Annotated in this window: 16 protein-coding genes; 6 read left to right on the top strand and 10 right to left on the bottom strand. The window is 45.8% G+C overall.

What is annotated here, in order from left to right; all coding sequences use genetic code 11:
- Positions 1-121: 121 nt before the first annotated feature.
- The 3 genes from OJ16_RS12810 (at position 122) to OJ16_RS12820 (ending at position 1,318) form a co-directional block, all read left to right on the top strand.
- Positions 122-775 carry a tellurite resistance TerB family protein gene (locus tag OJ16_RS12810; RefSeq protein WP_040991280.1) on the top strand — a complete coding sequence of 218 codons (654 nt, stop codon included), beginning with the start codon at positions 122-124 and terminating at the stop codon, positions 773-775.
- Between the two features lie 145 nt (positions 776-920).
- Positions 921-1,124 (top strand): YaeP family protein, encoded by a 204-nt coding sequence (locus OJ16_RS12815; protein WP_040991796.1) that lies wholly within the window; start codon positions 921-923, stop codon positions 1,122-1,124.
- A gap of 2 nt (positions 1,125-1,126) precedes the next feature.
- Positions 1,127-1,318, top strand: a complete 192-nt coding sequence (locus tag OJ16_RS12820) for a DUF4250 domain-containing protein (protein WP_040991282.1) — start codon at positions 1,127-1,129, stop codon at positions 1,316-1,318.
- Between the two features lie 75 nt (positions 1,319-1,393).
- On the opposite strand, the gene OJ16_RS12825 is transcribed toward OJ16_RS12820, so the two are convergent.
- Both OJ16_RS12825 and purL read right to left on the bottom strand, forming a co-directional pair.
- Positions 1,394-1,735, bottom strand: coding sequence for a DUF3622 domain-containing protein (locus tag OJ16_RS12825; protein ID WP_040991284.1), 342 nt, complete (start codon positions 1,733-1,735; stop codon positions 1,394-1,396).
- Positions 1,736-2,006: 271 nt separating this feature from the next.
- Complete coding sequence (gene purL, locus OJ16_RS12830) at positions 2,007-5,933, bottom strand: phosphoribosylformylglycinamidine synthase (RefSeq protein ID WP_040991286.1); 3,927 nt, start codon at positions 5,931-5,933, stop codon at positions 2,007-2,009.
- 344 nt (positions 5,934-6,277) lie between these two features.
- On the opposite strand from purL, the gene mltF reads away from it, so the two are divergent.
- Together mltF and OJ16_RS20240 are read left to right on the top strand one after the other, a co-directional pair.
- On the top strand, positions 6,278-7,846 hold the full coding sequence (mltF, locus tag OJ16_RS12835) for a membrane-bound lytic murein transglycosylase MltF (RefSeq protein WP_040991288.1): 1,569 nt from the start codon (positions 6,278-6,280) through the stop codon (positions 7,844-7,846).
- Between the two features lie 259 nt (positions 7,847-8,105).
- Positions 8,106-8,240 carry a hypothetical protein gene (locus OJ16_RS20240; protein ID WP_005593284.1) on the top strand — a complete coding sequence of 45 codons (135 nt, stop codon included), beginning with the start codon at positions 8,106-8,108 and terminating at the stop codon, positions 8,238-8,240.
- A gap of 104 nt (positions 8,241-8,344) precedes the next feature.
- Here OJ16_RS20240 and tadA read toward each other — a convergent pair whose 3' ends face one another.
- The 7 genes from tadA to OJ16_RS12870 all read right to left on the bottom strand — a co-directional run bounded on the left by tadA (position 8,345) and on the right by OJ16_RS12870 (position 15,020).
- Positions 8,345-8,926, bottom strand: coding sequence for a tRNA adenosine(34) deaminase TadA (gene tadA, locus OJ16_RS12840; protein ID WP_082030238.1), 582 nt, complete (start codon positions 8,924-8,926; stop codon positions 8,345-8,347).
- Positions 8,927-9,009: 83 nt separating this feature from the next.
- Complete coding sequence (locus OJ16_RS12845; protein ID WP_040991290.1) at positions 9,010-10,290, bottom strand: hemolysin family protein; 1,281 nt, start codon at positions 10,288-10,290, stop codon at positions 9,010-9,012.
- A 116-nt stretch (positions 10,291-10,406) separates the two neighbouring features.
- On the bottom strand, positions 10,407-11,969 hold the full coding sequence (locus OJ16_RS12850; RefSeq protein WP_040991292.1) for an AbgT family transporter: 1,563 nt from the start codon (positions 11,967-11,969) through the stop codon (positions 10,407-10,409).
- Between the two features lie 254 nt (positions 11,970-12,223).
- Positions 12,224-12,637 carry a type IV pilus modification PilV family protein gene (locus OJ16_RS12855; RefSeq protein ID WP_040991294.1) on the bottom strand — a complete coding sequence of 138 codons (414 nt, stop codon included), beginning with the start codon at positions 12,635-12,637 and terminating at the stop codon, positions 12,224-12,226.
- A complete protein-coding gene (locus OJ16_RS12860) occupies positions 12,627-13,913 on the bottom strand; it encodes a hypothetical protein (RefSeq protein ID WP_040991296.1) in 1,287 nt (428 codons plus the stop codon). The genes OJ16_RS12855 and OJ16_RS12860 overlap by 11 nt, the downstream gene beginning before the upstream one ends.
- Before the next feature lie 2 nt (positions 13,914-13,915).
- Positions 13,916-14,515, bottom strand: a complete 600-nt coding sequence (locus OJ16_RS12865) for a PilW family protein (protein ID WP_040991298.1) — start codon at positions 14,513-14,515, stop codon at positions 13,916-13,918.
- Positions 14,496-15,020: a GspH/FimT family pseudopilin gene (locus OJ16_RS12870; RefSeq protein ID WP_040991300.1), complete on the bottom strand. Its 525-nt coding sequence runs from the start codon at positions 15,018-15,020 to the stop codon at positions 14,496-14,498. The genes OJ16_RS12865 and OJ16_RS12870 overlap by 20 nt, the downstream gene beginning before the upstream one ends.
- A gap of 88 nt (positions 15,021-15,108) precedes the next feature.
- Here OJ16_RS12870 and OJ16_RS12875 point away from each other — a divergent pair, with 88 nt between their 5' ends.
- The gene (locus tag OJ16_RS12875) at positions 15,109-15,540 is read left to right on the top strand and encodes a type IV pilin protein (protein ID WP_040991302.1); all 432 of its coding nucleotides are present in this window, start codon (positions 15,109-15,111) and stop codon (positions 15,538-15,540) included.
- A gap of 178 nt (positions 15,541-15,718) precedes the next feature.
- Here OJ16_RS12875 and dnaJ read toward each other — a convergent pair whose 3' ends face one another.
- Entirely contained in the window at positions 15,719-16,864 is a 1,146-nt protein-coding gene (dnaJ, locus tag OJ16_RS12880) for a molecular chaperone DnaJ (RefSeq protein ID WP_040991304.1), read from the bottom strand.
- Positions 16,865-16,879: the final 15 nt, after the last annotated feature.

Raw genomic sequence — 16,879 nt, forward strand, 5'->3', positions numbered from 1 at the left:
TTCCTTTTGTGTTAATCCCCTATTCATCTTAGATACGTTAGGTTGATCATTAACAAGCTCAATTTTTTACGCCATGGGAATGAATCATCTGAACAACATCTCATGCAGCAGCGGAGGTTACATGGATCTTAAATCACTACTTAATCAAGCGCTCAGCTCAGACATCGTGCGCCAAGGCCAAGAACAACTGAAAAAACAATCAAGCTCTGGCTCGCTAAAGTCTCTTGGTACGGGCGCAGTCGGCGGCGGCTTGGTTGGCCTGTTAATGGGATCAAAAAAGAGTCGAAAAATGGGCGCTAAAGTGGGTAAAAGCGCTCTAAAAGTAGGCGGCGCTGCCGCTCTTGGTGCATTAGCTTACAAGGTTTACAACGATTGGCAGAGCAAACAATCAACTCCTGCCACCAGCAACGAACAGTTTGACGATCGCCAACCGATACACAACCAACTAATTATTAAAGCCATGATTGCCGCAGCCAAGGCTGATGGCCATGTGGATAATGATGAAATGGCTCAAATAGAATCAGCTATTGAGCAATCAGGTGCGGATCAGGAACTGCGCGAACTGATTCATCAAGAACTCAATAAACCACTCGATCCCACACAAATTGCCCGCTTAGCGTCTAGTCCACAGCAAGCAGCAGAAGTCTACCTTGCGTCATTATTGGTCGTTGATGAGCAAAACTTTATGGAAAAGGCGTACTTGCAAGAGCTCGCGAAGCAATTACAGCTCGCCCCTGAAGTAATACAACAGCTTGAAATACAAGTTAACCGCTAGTTTCCATTGCCATAATATCGACAAATTGGCTAAATTAGCGTCAGTTCCACGCGACTCTTGAGGTAGCGCAAGCTCTCGCTTTGAGTTTGATTGGGAGTCTGTGTATATTGAGAGAAGTTCTCATTTTAATTGGAAGTAGATGACGATGAAAGTTTACGATTGTTGTGACTTAATACGCGAGCTTTACGCACAAATTGGCAGTGGCGATCAAGGCTACATCCCTCAAGCAATTACCTGTGCGGTACGTGCGCTGAATGAAGTGGCAGCGGATACAAATATTGATCTCACCATTCGTGAAAAAGCGGCTTTTGCTGCAGCAAACCTACTCATTTCTGATTTCGAGGACTAAGTATGGATCTCGCGAATTTCCAAAGCATGGACACAATCATGCTGATGAGTATCATCAACTTAAAATTACGTGATGATTTTGCGGGCGATTTGAACGAACTCGTGGCTTTTTTTGATATTGATAGAGCCGAGCTGGAAACCAAACTCGCGACCGCAGGTTTTGAATTCTTACCTGAAGTCGGTCAATTCCGCTAAGCACGCGATTGCGACCATAGAATACAAAAAACCGCCATCAGGCGGTTTTTTTTTAGAACAGAGAAAACGCAGAGATTAGTCTTCGTAATCGTCAAATTCTTCGTCTTCTTCATCACGCGCTTCGCTACGAGCTTTAAGGTATGCTGCATGACGTTCAGCCGCTTCACGCTCTTGACGCTCTTGACGTTCGTTACGCTCAACACGTTGCTGACCTTTACGCTCGTTACGTTCTGCTTGGTTTTTAACAAAACCTAGTAGCTCGTTTTCAGCCCAAGCTTGTGCAAGTTCTTCAGTTTCGAAGCCAGCTTCACGCTTAGAGACTACCGTTTTACGTGAAGTAACTTGACGAGTGATTTCTGCAGTCCAACCAGCGCGTTTTTCAATCACGCGGATTGCGAATTTTTTGTTTTTAGACATTTCTATTTCCTAGGGATTATTCAGGGATCGGTCAACTTGATAACTCCATCGAAGCTGAGCTGTTTAACACCATCCCTTGGTAAGCGCGGTATTAGAGCATAAAAGATTCTAGCGCGCCGCATTTATTTTGTTCTTTTCGAATAAGATCTTGATCACAAACTGGTTCAACATCCTTCTTAGGCTCAATTCATGCGTTAAAGAATAAAAAACGCAGCCAATCAGGCTGCGCTTTGTTCTTTCGTGACGCTAGACAACATAAAGCTCGTTTATATTAGCCTACATTCTTACGTGCGTTTTGGAACATACGCATCCAAGCGCCATTCTCGCCCCAACCTTCTGGAGACCAAGAGTTTGCCACCGTGCGGAAAACACGCTCTGGGTGAGGCATCATGATCGTCACGCGGCCATCCGTCGTGGTTAAACCAGTGATAGCGTTTGGCGAACCATTCGGGTTATTCGGGTATTGCTGCGTTGGGTTACCGTTATTATCAACGTAACGTAGAGCAACTGTACCTGAGTTTTCAATCGCGTTTAGGTGGTCGTTGTCACGCACTTCTACGCGGCCTTCACCGTGAGAAACCGCGATTGGCATACGAGAACCTTCCATGCCGTTAAAGAATACAGAATCTGACTTCTGAACTTCAACTAGGCTGAAACGAGCTTCAAAACGCTCTGATTCGTTGCGAACGAAACGTGGCCAGTACTCAGCACCAGGAATCAGTTCACGCAGGTTAGACAACATCTGGCAACCGTTACACACACCAAGAGAGAAAGTATCTTCACGCTTGAAGAAGCCTTCAAACTGGTTGCGCGCATCTTCGTTGAACAAGATTGATTTAGCCCAACCTTCACCCGCACCTAGTACGTCACCGTAAGAGAAGCCACCACAAGCGACAAGGCCGTTGTATTCTTCTAGAACCGCTTGACCCGTTAGGATGTCGCTCATGTGAATATCTGTTGCTTCAAAACCTGCGCGGTCAAACGCTGCGGCCATTTCAACGTGAGAGTTAACACCCTGCTCACGTAGAATTGCCATCTTAGGCTTCGCACCCTTATTTATCATAGGAGCGTTGATGTACGGCGCTGCAATATCTTCGTTTACGTCAAAGCTGAGTTTCACGTTCAGACCTGGGTCTGAGTTGTCTTTCTTCGCTTCGTGCTCTTGGTCAGCACACACTGGGTTATCACGTAGACCTTGCATCTTATGCGTCGTCTCAGCCCAGATAGTACGTAATTCCGTACGATTACGTTGGATAACAACAAACTCACCAGACTTAATTACGATCTCATCAGAATCAACCACCGAGCCGATTACGTGTGAACACGCTTCTAGGCCATTGGCAGCAAGAGTCGAAAGGACAACATCTAAGTCATCGTTACGTACTTGAATTACCGCACCCAACTCTTCATTGAATAGTGCTGCTAGTGTGTCTTCACCTAACGCTTCAATGTTTGCGTTAACACCACAGTGACCTGCGAATGCCATTTCTGCTAGCGTTACGAATAGACCACCATCGCCTTTATCGTGGTAAGCGACAACTTGGTCGTTCGCTACAAGTGCTTGAACGCCTTCGTAGAAGCCTTTTAGCTGTGCTGCGTTGTCTACGTCTGCAGGCTTATCACCAAGCTGCTTGTAAACCTGAGCAAGTGCTGTCGCACCCATACGGTTTTTGCCATTACCAAGGTCGATAAGAACTAGGGAAGTGTTGCCTAGACCTTCAAGGTTATCAGGGGTGCGAAGCTGAGGCGTGATCGTCTTACGAATATCTTCAACACGTGCGAACGCAGTGATGACAAGAGATAGCGGAGACGTGACTTCTTTCTGCTCACCGTTCTCTTCCCACTTCGTCTTCATTGACATTGAGTCTTTACCCACAGGGATAGTGAGACCCAGTGCCGGACATAGTTCTTCACCAACCGCTTTAACCGCTTCGTAAAGACCGGCATCTTCACCTGGGTGACCTGCTGGAGACATCCAGTTAGCCGACAGTTTAATGTGTTTGATATCGCCGATGTTGGTCGCAGCGATGTTAGTGATTGCTTCACCCACCGCTAGACGAGCCGATGCGCCGAAGTCGAGAAGTGCCACAGGCGTGCGCTCACCAAGAGACATTGCTTCACCGTGGTAAGAGTCGTAACTTGCCGCTGTTACTGCGCAGTTTGCAACTGGAACCTGCCATGGACCAACCATTTGGTCACGAGCCACAAGGCCTGTTACCGAGCGGTCACCGATAGTGATAAGGAAGGTTTTCTCAGCGACGGTTGGCAAGCGAAGAACACGGTCAACCGCTTCGTTGATTTCGATACCAGAGCGGTCAATCGCAGGGTTGTTCGCTTTTAGCGTTTTCGCGTCACGGTGCATCTTAGGTGTTTTACCTAATAAGATGTCCATTGGCATGTCGATTGGCGTGTTGTCGAAGTGTGAATCTTCAAGTTTAAGCTCACGCTCTTCCGTTGCTTTACCCACCACTGCGTATGGTGCACGCTCACGCTTACAAATCGCGTCGAATGTTGCCATGTCTTTATCAGCAACCGCCATCACGTAACGCTCTTGAGATTCGTTACACCAGATCTCAAGTGGGCTCATGCCCGGCTCATCGTTTGGTACATCACGTAGGTTAAAGATACCGCCACGCTCACCATCGTCGACTAGCTCAGGAAGTGCATTCGAGATACCGCCCGCGCCCACATCATGGATGAATGCGATTGGGTTCGCATCACCAAGCTGCCAACAACGGTCAATAACTTCCTGACAACGACGCTCCATCTCTGGGTTTTCACGTTGTACTGAAGCGAAATCAAGATCCTCTGCTGATTGGCCTGATGCCATGGAAGAAGCGGCACCGCCACCAAGGCCGATGTTCATCGCAGGACCACCAAGAACAATTAGGCTTGCACCGACCGGGATCTCTTTCTTCTGAACATGCTCGTCACGGATGTTACCAAGACCACCAGCTAGCATTATTGGTTTGTGGTAACCACGCACTTCTTCACCTGCGTGAGAGTTTACTTTCTCTTCGTAAGTACGGAAGTAGCCAAGTAGGTTTGGACGACCAAATTCGTTGTTGAATGCTGCGCCACCCAGAGGACCTTCAAGCATGATATCCAAAGCAGTAACGATACGGCTTGGCTTACCAAAATCAGTTTCCCAAGGTTGAACGAAATTCGGGATCTTAAGGTTAGAGACAGAGAAAGCAACAAGACCGGCTTTTGGCTTACCACCAATACCCGTTGCGCCTTCATCACGAATTTCACCGCCCGAACCTGTAGATGCGCCCGGCCACGGAGAGATTGCGGTTGGGTGGTTGTGCGTTTCCACTTTCATCAAGATGTGGGTTTTCTCTTGGTGATAGTTGTACTGGCGAGTTTCTGGATCTGGGAAGAAACGACCGACTTCAGAACCTGTCATGACCGCGGCGTTATCTTTATAAGCCGACAATACGTGATCAGGGGTCACTTCAAAGGTGTTCTTAATCATTTTAAACAATGATTTTTCTTGCTTAACGCCATCAATCGTCCAATCAGCGTTGAAGATCTTATGACGACAGTGCTCTGAGTTCGCTTGTGCAAACATCATTAGCTCGATGTCAGTCGGGTTACGACCTAGCTTCTCAGTGAAGCTTTCAAGAAGGTAATCAATCTCATCTTCTGCAAGTGCAAGACCTAGGGTAACGTTTGCGTCTTCAAGCGCAGCACGACCACCGGCTAATAGATCCACTTCCGCGTATGGTCTTGGCTGAGAAACATGAAACAGCGCCTCTGCCGCATCAAAATCGGTAAAGACCACTTCCATCATGCGATCATGCAAGACCGCTTTAAGCTCTAATTTTTGCAGTTCATTGAGCTCTTCCGACGTTTCAACGTAGTACGCCGTACCGCGTTCAAGACGTTGCACATTGTCTAAGCCACAATTACGTGCAATATCGGTCGCTTTTGAAGACCATGGCGAAATCGTACCAGGACGCGGCGTGACAAGAAGCAGCAGACCTTCAGGATCATGTTCTTCGATCGTTGGGCCGTAAGTAAGCAACTTTTCTAACTTCTCAAGCTCAGGCTGAGCAAGCTCGGCGGTCAAATTAGCAAAATGCATAAATTCCGCGTAAATAGCCGTTACTGGCAATTTCTGTTCACGGCAAAGTTCAAGAAGCTTGTTAACACGAAACTCTGAAAGAGCTGGGGAGCCACGCAAAATTCTCATGAGCTTAGGTCTCTCTACAATAGGTTAGAGCTATTTCCCTTCTGTGGCAAAAAACCATCAAAAAGGCCAATAGACATGAAGTAATATTGGAATAAATTCATAATCTTAACGGGCAATGACGATGAAACTATACCAATCCTACCTCTCGGTTTCGCAGGCATTATAAAGCAATTGGTTTTGTGATGTAACATCAAAAGCAAACGTTTGCGCACTTTTTTTTGTCAAATTTGAATTACAGCGCCGTTGTACAAAAATAACGCGGTGCTCTCGAACGCTTTCGCTGAACTTTGCCTTCTCTCTTCACTCTGATATAAAGGCCGTATATGAAGTATGAGAATCAATAAATGTGTAGCCAATTTTTAACCAAAGCACAGACGTATTTAGTGTTTGTTTTCAGCGTGCTCTTACTCACGGGCTGTCAGATTGAATCTGAACCCAAAAGCGATCTAGACCAAATTCGCGATCGCGGTGTACTACGCGTGGGCACTCTAAACAACCAGCTTTCTTATTACATCGGTCCTGATGGCCCTGCCGGTTTGGATTATGAAATTGCTCGACAATTTGCAGAAGAGCTTGGCGTTCGTTTAGAAATGAAACCGGCTTACCGCATTTCAAACCTCTACCCTGCTTTAGAAAATGGTGAGATCGATATTATTGCCGCAGGCTTAACGCAATCACCTGAGCGTGTTCAGCGTTTTCGTCCAGGCCCTGCCTATTACTATGTCAGCCAACAGCTCATTTATGAAAAAGGGACATGGCGTCCACGTAATCTCAAGCAGCTATTAGCCAAGCAAAGCGAGTTAATGGAAGAAAATGGTGGCAAACCTCTAATCACCATCGTGGGGGATTCTCACTTTAACCAGACGCTCAGCAAAATTAAGGAAGCTCACCCTGAATTTGAATACACGGTTGATCCCGATGCTGACGTTAACGATCTATTAAAGCTCGTATCAGAAGGTGATATTCGCTTTACGGTCGCCGATTCTGTCGAAGTCTCCTTGTCCCAACGTATTTATCCTTCAGTGGCGACCGCCTTTGAGTTGACCGAGGATCAACCAACGTCTTGGTTCTTACGCCGTTCTGATGATGAAAGCCTCTATGCGATGGTGATTGAGTTTTTTGGTCACTTAAAGCAATCCGGTGAACTGGCTCAGTTAGAAGAAAAATACATTGGCCATATTGGCACGTTTGATTATGTTGATACCCGCGCCTTTATCCGTGCCCTTGATAAAACGCTGCCAAAATGGTCGACATTATTTAAACAATATTCAGAAGAATTTGACTGGCGCTTGATTGCGGCATTGGCCTACCAAGAATCCCATTGGAACCCGATTGCACGATCGCCAACAGGCGTCCGCGGCATGATGATGCTCACGCTGCCAACCGCTAAAAGTGTGGGTGTCACCAATCGTCTTGATCCGGAACAATCGGTGAAAGGTGGCGTAGAGTACCTACGTAGAATGGTGGCTCGAATTCCGGACTCGGTTGAACAGCATGAAAAGATTTGGTTTGCGTTGGCATCATACAATGTCGGTTATGGCCACGTAATGGATGCTCGTCGCTTAACGAAAAAACAAGGGGGCAACCCTGATCAATGGGCGGATGTAAAAGAACGCTTACCGCTGCTTCGCCAAGCCAAATACCATCGCCAAACCCGTTATGGTTATGCGCGTGGTGATGAAGCCAAAAACTACGTGGAAAATATTCGTCGCTACTACCAGAGCATTATTGGTCATATTGAGCAGCAAACGCCGGATGAAGGTGAAGTCGATATCAATGACCTGACGGTGATTAAACTGGATCCAAGCGTGTTGTCGGCCGCCAGTAACTCGATCAGCGCCGCTTCTGGCGCGACTTCCTCGGCTGCCAATAGCGAGTCAACAAATAGCGAATCGGCCGCCACGGCGCAATAACCGAATCCAAATCAAAAGAGCCTCACTTAGTTGAGGCTCTTTCTTGATATTTCCCCGCGAAACCAGACATACTCACGGCCCTTCGCACAAACAGAGCCATTGATTCACTCATTCAGTGACCTCTGTCGACGATCATCCGCGAAGCTACCTCTGACACTCTGAACACTCTTCAACGCCTTCTTTCGCGAGTAAGAGAGGGGAAGTTTGTGTCAATTTTCAGGAATATTGTTTTTACAGATATCTGTAGGAGATTGTGTCTATGCGTAAACGTCGCATGCAATCAAAACGCCTTACTAAGACTGTTGCTGCAAACCGCCGTAAGCGTAAGCTAGTCAACAATAAGAAAAAGGTGATTGCCCGCCATCGAGCATTCATGCAGCTATCAAGTTACTAAGCCTTTGGCTGACTTTAGCTCAACTTGAGTTGTCTTTGAGTGTTAGATGAAATTCGGAGGTTAGTAAGTAGCGCTTTATCTTTACTAACCTCACTTCAATAGTATTACTCGCCCTGTCCCGCTTCTTTCTTTTCCGCTTGCTTACGCGCTTTGATCTCTTTACGACGACGCTTAAAAAAGGCCTGCAGTTGGCTGCGGCACTCTTCTTCAAGTAACCCTTGAAGCACATCGGCGTAGTGATAAGCGGCTTGGTGTTCAAATAAATTCAGAACGGTTCCTGCTGCACCCGCTTTAAGATCGGGAGCTCCAAAAACAATGCGCTTTACACGGCTATGTAGTAACGCTCCAGCACACATAGGGCAAGGCTCTAGCGTGACATAGAGCGTCGTATCGAGTAAGCGATAGTTTTCCAGTGCTTGACCTGCCTTGCGAATGGCCTGCATCTCTGCGTGGGCGCTGGCATCATGTAAGCCAATAGATTGGTTCCATCCCTCGGCAATGATCTCTCCATCTTTCACCAACACCGCCCCGACCGGCACTTCCCCTTGCTGTTCTGCCTGTGTAGCCAAAGCCATCGCGCGACGCATAAAATGCTCATCTTGCGCACTAAATTGCTCCGACGATTGTGCGGCAGAATCCTCTAAAAGATTCGGTGAAACATGCGATTGATTATGGGATTGCGACAAAGTCGGCTCCTAAAGACAGACAAAAAAATAGGTATGCTGCGAAGCATACCTAATCTTAGTCATAATAAACAACAGTGCTGACGTTACTCGCTCGCTTGCTGCTCAATTGGGGTCACTTTCACGCTCGCGATGCGATTATTTTCGACCGCGACAATTTCAAAGTGCCACTGCTGACAATCGATCACTTCACCTAGCTCTGGTAAGCGACCAATCAACCAAGTGACCCAACCATTCAGCGTTTGGAAGCCTTCACTTTCACCTTCTAGTTCAGAAAGCTCTAAGCGGTTTTTCAATTCACTGATTGGAATCAAACCATCAACGAACAGTTCGCCATCAATCTCTTCTGACCAAAGATCGTTCGGGTTATTCGACAATTCGCCAGCAATCGCTTCTAGCACATCATAGTGCGTCACAAGCCCTTGAACATCACCGTATTCATCGACAATAAATGCCATCTCGGTGCCCGACTCTTTAAAGTAGCTAAGCAAACGCAAACCCTTCATCGATTCAGGGATATAAACCGGCGCTTTTGATAGCCCCATGATCACTTGAATGGTGAGATTATTAGCTTGATTAAGCAGCGACTTAGCCGATACCGTGCCCACTATCTTATTCATGTGCCCTTGGCATAGCGGGAAGACGCTGTGCTTAGTCGAACGAAGTCGCTTAAGGAGCAGTTCAATCGGCTGATCGATATCAATGAAGTCCACATCGCGACGTGGCGTCATCAACGAGCTGACTAAGCGATCATCAAGCTGCAAAATATTGCGGATCATCTCTTGCTCACCACGTTCAATCACACCTGACTCTGAACCTTCTTTCACCAACGCGTGAATGTCGTCTTCCGTCACACTGTCTTCTTGGCTTTTTTGCCCCAATAACTTCAACAGTGTCTCGGTTGACCAAGATAACGCAAAAACAAATGGCGTGGTGATTTTTGACACCCAATAGATCGGCAGTGCAACTAAGACTGCAATGGTTTCCGCTTGAGATTGCGCAAAACGTTTCGGTACAAGTTCGCCAACAACAATCGCAAAGTAAGTAATACCCACTACGACAATCGCCGTTGATAAAATATCGGCCTGAGTGGCGTCTAAGCCCCAAAGCTCAAGCTGTACCGCCAAAGGCACTGATAACGTTGCTTCACCCACAATACCGCTGAGCAAACCAATGACCGTTATACCGATCTGGATAGTGGAGAGGAAACGAGTGGGATTTTCTTTCAGTTCTAGTGCAACTTGAGCGGCACGATGCTTTTCAGCTAAGCGTTTAAGTCGACTATTTTTGGCTGCCACTAATGCGATTTCTGACATCGCAAATAGACCGTTTAAAACAATTAACCCTACTAAAAGCAGAATTTTCATAAATGGTTATTTTTTCCTAATTGATAACGGTAACAAAATGACCGCCGCCAGAGTGTAATACGTGTCGCAGATAAAAAAAAGCCTACCCAATTGGGTAGGCTCGTAACCATTTGTATTTATTGCATTACGTATTCGTAAGGTGCTTGGATACCTAGAGGAATACCAATCATCCAGTATGCGATTAGGAAGATAGACCAACCGATTAGCATCGCGATAGAGAATGGCATCATCATTGATGCTAGCGTACCGATACCGGTCGACTTAACGTAACGTTGACAGTAAACCACGACAAGTGGGAAGAACACCATCAATGGAGAGATGATATTCGATACTGAGTCGCCTACGCGGTATGCCGCTTGAGATAGCTCAGGAGAGATACCAACCGCCATTAGCATTGGAACTAGGATTGGACCAATTAGAGCCCACTTCGCTGAAGAAGAGCCGATCAAAAGGTTAACCGACGCTGTCAGTAGAATCATACCAACGATCGTCGCTTCACCTGATAGGTTCATCGCCTTCAGACCTTCAGCACCGTATAGCGCTAGCATGGTACCGATGTTTGATTGTGCAAATACCGATAGGAATTGCGCACAGAAGAATGACATTACAATGTACGCGCCCATGGTAGACATGGTGGTTGCCATTGCTTTGATAACGTCATTGCTAGTTTTAAACGTACCCGCAACTTTACCGTAAACGTAACCAGGAATGATAAACAGGATAAAGATCAGTGGCACGATTGACTTCATTACAGGAGCGTCAAACGCCGTCAGCTCACCTAATGGTGAACGTAGTGCTGATGTTTCTGGAATAAGCGCAGCAACAAGCAGTGCGATACCCGCCATCATCGCCCAACCCGCAGCGCGGAATGCTTTTGATTCGATAGCCGTGAAAGTACCTAGGTCTGGTGCTTTTTCTGCATCTTCATCAACTGGCATATTTGCCAAGCGAGGCTCAATGATCTTCTCAGTTACATACCAACCGATACAGATAATAATCACAGACGACAAGCCAGTGAAGTAAATGTTCGCTAGTGGGTTAACGATGTATTCTGGATCTAAAACTTGAGCGGCAGATTGCGTGAAACTTGCCAATAATGGGTCGATACCAGAAGGAATAAAGTTCGCAGAGAAACCACCAGATACACCAGCGAATGCAGCTGCAATACCCGCAAGAGGGTGACGACCCGCTGCGTGGAAGATGATACCACCAAGAGGGATAACCAATACGTAACCCGCATCCGCTGCCGTGTGCGAAACGATCGCAACCAAGATCAGCATTGGCGTTAGTAGTTTCGCTGGCGTGAAGTTCAGCATTTTCTTAAGGCCAGTGGTGATAAAGCCAGAAGAGTCAGCAACACCGACACCTAGCATCGCAACCAATACGATACCAAGAGGCGCAAAACCTGTGAATGTGGTCACCATGTTCGCAAGGAAGCTCGCAAGCGCTTCGCCAGTTAACAGGTTAGTTACTGATAGTGCATCACCGGTACGAGGGTTAACAAGATCAAACGTTACGTTTGACAAAAGAGCTGATAGTACCCAAGTGATAACAAGAGCCCAGAAGAACAAAATTGCTGGGTCCGGGATTTTATTGCCTGCGCGTTCAATCGCGTTTAAGAAGCGATCCATACCACTCGGCTTAGGTAATGGTGCTTTATTTGCAGCTTGATTACTCATGGTAATTCCATATGTGATGTTGTGATAACTGATGACCTATCGATATATTTATAGCGGTCATTGTTCAGTTGAGCATTTTATTCAATTCACAACACAAAAGCACATAGTCCTGAAAAAATTTCCATGTTTGGAGACATATTTTGCAAAATTAGAGCATGAAATAACAACAAACAAACAAAACAACCCTAATGCAGCAAACAATATTTCAACCTTTTTGAAAAGAAACGCAACTTTTCTGTGCTAGAAGACAAAAACTAATCAAACTCGCTGTACTGAGAAATCATAGTTTTTAACACAATGCTTTGCTCATTTTTTTGTCGGTCAAGCCAATAGGCCGTTACATTGATGGTACTTAGCGCATCGGAAAGCGATAGCGTTGATGAACAACTCAACTGAATAGGCAATGTGGCTGTATTTTTATTCATTGCATTGCACTCAGAATGAACATCAGAAAAGGTATAACTATGGGTAATCGACGTGCCTCCTCGCTGGCGAAAATGCTCTAATTGTGACTCCGCTAAATGCAATGCTTGGATGCTCGTCTTAGCATATTCAGCCTTAATCTGAACATCCGTTTGCAGCTTAATCAGCCCTGTCGCCGCAATGCCGATCATCATAAACACCACCATGACTTCAACTAAGCTAAAACCACGTTGTTTAGAGATCATTCCAAGATCCTCCCTTCCAAGTCACCTTCAATGGATTGTCATGAGGGTTATATTGACTCAGATAATCGAGGTTTAATGAGCCTTTAATCGTCGATAGCCCGCCAGGATAATCGAACGATATCCCGCCTTTAGGAAAGAATGAACCATTATCAATATAAATAGAGTTCGCTTCGACCAAGCTACTAAGCGCGGTTAAATTGGCGTCTTGGGCAATCGCATCACTCCAACGATCAGACAGTAAATCCAAATCCTTACCGCTACTGTTTGGATCATCAAAAATGTTCATATTGACCATGTGGTAAAATGAACCATCAAACACGGTGGATCCCGAACTCAAAAAGATGCCATTTTCTAGCACTAAACTTTTAGGGATTACGCTCCCCCCACCATCTTGAACCAATAAACTGGGAAAAATAACACAATCCCCCGTCACCCATACTTTCTTTTTATTTAGTGTCACAAAGGCATTTTGAATCTCACTCGCGCAAGCAATACTCGATGATAAGTTGATCTGGTGATACTCCGACTTAATATCATTAATATTACTGGCCGTTTTTTCCAGACCAAAATAGTTATAGAACGTGTCTATCTCCGAATCTTGTTGATAGTCAGATAAGAATGCGCCATTCGGTGCGCTACCCGTCGCGGATATAGTGGCACTGGATGCCAAAGTAGTTTGAGCATCACATCGAGTAAAACCTGGTGGTGTAATCGCGGGATCTTCTGTAATCAGCTTGCCGTTATTGTGTGTATAAATAACTTTTTCCCTAAACCTCATCGCAATACATTCAAATTTTTGATTGTCTAATTGCCTTGAATTCACATCCGGGTTGATCTCGATGTTGTTATCCGAAATGAGCTTAATCGTCGCTTCTGATTGAATCGCGCCTTTTCCAGTACCATCATCAATAGAAATCGATTTTTCTATTTTAGTGCCATCCGATTCCGAGACTTGTGCTAAAACTGAATAGTCCCCGCCTCCACTGCTTTTCGTGACGACTTGATAGAGTGACAATGGAATAGAACAAACATTTTTAAAATAGCTCGCAGAGACAGACTCAGGAAGTTTTGTTATATCCTTATCGTGCACTATTTTTGCGTAGGCACACTCCAGTCCACCTTCTGCTCGCCAATGCGCTTGTCGAGCGGCGACTTCATTGTTAGCGACCTTTATTTGGTATAACACGCCACGATAAGAGCTCAATGAATAACCCAGTACAATCGTCAACAGCACAGAGGTAATCGCCAGCGTGACAAATCCTTTTTGCTTCATCATAGTTATAACCAGTTTCTTTGTTTAATTTTCGTCAGCACCGAATGATTGTACTGACCATCAACAAGCTCAGCTTCCAAATACACATCACTCATCGTACTTATCGCACTGCTGCTCGTAAGCTCTATTGTTGAGACGGCAAAAGAAGTCACAGACAACATATTTTGATCAAACAGATTGTTGCAGCCGTTCAAACTATCAAACGACAGAATTGTGCTGGATTTTTTTTCGCAGCTATAAAGCCTATTATTTTCAGCTTTGTACTTAACGTGTTGGTATTTTCCCGACTTAGGATCATGGTAAACAAACCCCATGCTCGCACCGCTTATCACAACGACGTCGCTTGCACCTGACAGCGTGATTGACCCACCAGAAATACCGGCATAACCCGCGCGCTGTATATCTGAACGCATCATTTCACTGGTAATCGCTAAGTTTTGTAACACAAACAGTTCGAGGGAATTTTTGCTCGCGACACGATAGCCGCTGAACAAGATGCTAATAATGAGTGAAATGGCCATGATCCCCAAAACCAAAGAGACCAGCATTTCAATCAGTAAGGCGCCGCGTTGGAAGCTAGGTGGCTTAACACTCTTTATAGCCATAAAGGTCCCCTTCTGCGCCGCACACTTTGATGCGCCCTGGTGGGTTGGATGTTCTTAATTCGATTTGTTTCGTCGTGTCATTGGTTGGAAAAAGCTTAAATGTCCCTGATTTAGCTCGACCTCGAACGCCATCAAATGAGATTTGATCTGACGAATAGGTATGGAAAACCGAAATGCTCGTAAAGGCGTTGCCACTCAATTGGCTTATCGTCGTTCCCGCGCCCGTTACATCAGAATCGGTCAACGTCATTGACCAGTTCGGGACGCTATGTGAAATACCTTGTGGAAAGGTAATGTGGGCATACAAGTCTTTATTTCTCAATACCGCTTCTGATCGAGCGTATTGGAAAAAACCGGTTAACTCAGTGGTTAACTGCTCAACTTGTGCGCGCTCCGTTATCGACTTAAATGCAGGCATAGCGGAAATAAAAAGCACCGCTAGAACAGACAGGGTGATGATCAATTCAAGCAGAGTAAACCCGCGAGCTAATTCCCATTTTCTCATGTAAATCACATCTACCCACTAAATCCTCTTGCACCGATGCTATCACTTATCAAACAATGGGATGTATGGCGATAAGGAACAACTCGAAATGATTCGAAAATTTACATGTAACAAATCACGATCCCAAATATCAGGTATGACGTTGATCGAGTTATTGGTTGTCGTCGGCATTGTAGGCATTTTGATCATGTTTGCTTACCCGAGTTACCAGCAGCACACGTTAAATGCCCATCGAGCAACTGCTCAAGCAGATTTAGCGAAGCTTCAACTCCAGTTAGAGCACGACTATGATGGCGGTTATGACTTAAGCTCTCTTATTCCTGGCGGGGTGTGTACACTCTGCGAAAGCGATTCAACACGGTATTCGTTTAAAATTTCAAGTACTGGCTCGCAACCTTACATCATCAGCGCCAATGCACTGTCAACGAAGGGGCAAGATGATGACTCGTGCTTAAAGGCCGATAAAACAATGACTCTCGATTCATCAAATACGCTATATCCCTCTGAGTGCTGGGACTAATCGCAATTAGGTACAGTGGGCTGACATTTACGCAAGAAAATCGCTTAGCACAAGAATCCGATTACCGTTAACTCGTTATTCTAATGACACCTCCCTAGCCACTTTCCATCAACATCGTCCAGATAGCAAAAAGCCTGCATAATGCAGGCTTTTTTAATCATCTTCTCAATCGCTATAACTAGCTAGTGAGATCATCGAAGAATTTCTTCACACCGTTGAAGAAACCTTCCGATTTAGGCTTATGCTTAGTTGCAGCATCGCCACCACAAGACTCTTCAAACTCTTTAAGCAGTTCTTTTTGACGTGAGCTCAGGTTCACTGGGGTTTCAACAACCAGTTTAACGATCAAATCGCCAATACCGCCGCCACGAACTCCTTTCACACCCTTACCACGCATGCGGAACATACGGCCAGTTTGAGTCTCAGAAGGCACTTTCAGGCTTACACGGCCATCTAGCGTTGGGACTTCAACTTCACCACCTAGCGCTGCCATTGCAAAGCTCACCGGTACTTCACAATAAAGATTGTTGCCTTCACGTTCAAAAATGTGGTGCTCTTTAACATGAACTTGTACATACAAGTCACCTGCTGGCGCGCCCATTTCTCCCGCTTCACCTTCACCAGTCAAACGAATACGATCGCCCGTATCAACACCGGCAGGGATCTTCACGTTTAAGGTTTTAGTTTTTTCTTTGCGGCCTTGACCATGACATACATTACATGGATCTTTAATGATCTTACCTTGACCATGACAGGTAGGACAGGTTTGCTGAACAGCGAAGAAACCTTGACGCATTTGTACCTGACCGTGGCCATGACACGTACCACAAGTATCCGCTGAAGTGCCTTTCTTAGCACCGCTGCCATCACAGCTATCACAATGAACCAGTGTTGGAATTTCGATTTCTTTCGATACACCACGAACCGCTTCTTCTAAAGACAATTCCATGTTGTAGCGTAAATCTGAACCACGCTGCGCACGTGAGTGACCGCCGCCACGACGACCGCCACCAAAAATGTCACCAAATACATCACCGAAGATGTCGCCGAAATCAGCACCGCCGCCACCAAAACCACCGCCGTAGCCGCCGCCACCTTGTTCAAATGCTGCGTGACCATATTGATCATACGCCGCTTTCTTTTGAGAATCGGTTAGGATTTCGTACGCTTCTTTTACTTCTTTAAACTTGTCTGATGCAGTTTCATCACCCTGATTACGGTCTGGGTGGAATTTCATCGCTAAGCGCTTGTACGCTTTCTTAATTTCGCGCTCTTCTGCATCACGGCTTACGCCTAATACTTCGTAAAAATCACGTTTTGACATGCTTTCGTCACCAAT

This window comes from Vibrio renipiscarius (assembly GCF_000827885.1).
Taxonomy (GTDB): domain Bacteria; phylum Pseudomonadota; class Gammaproteobacteria; order Enterobacterales; family Vibrionaceae; genus Vibrio; species Vibrio renipiscarius.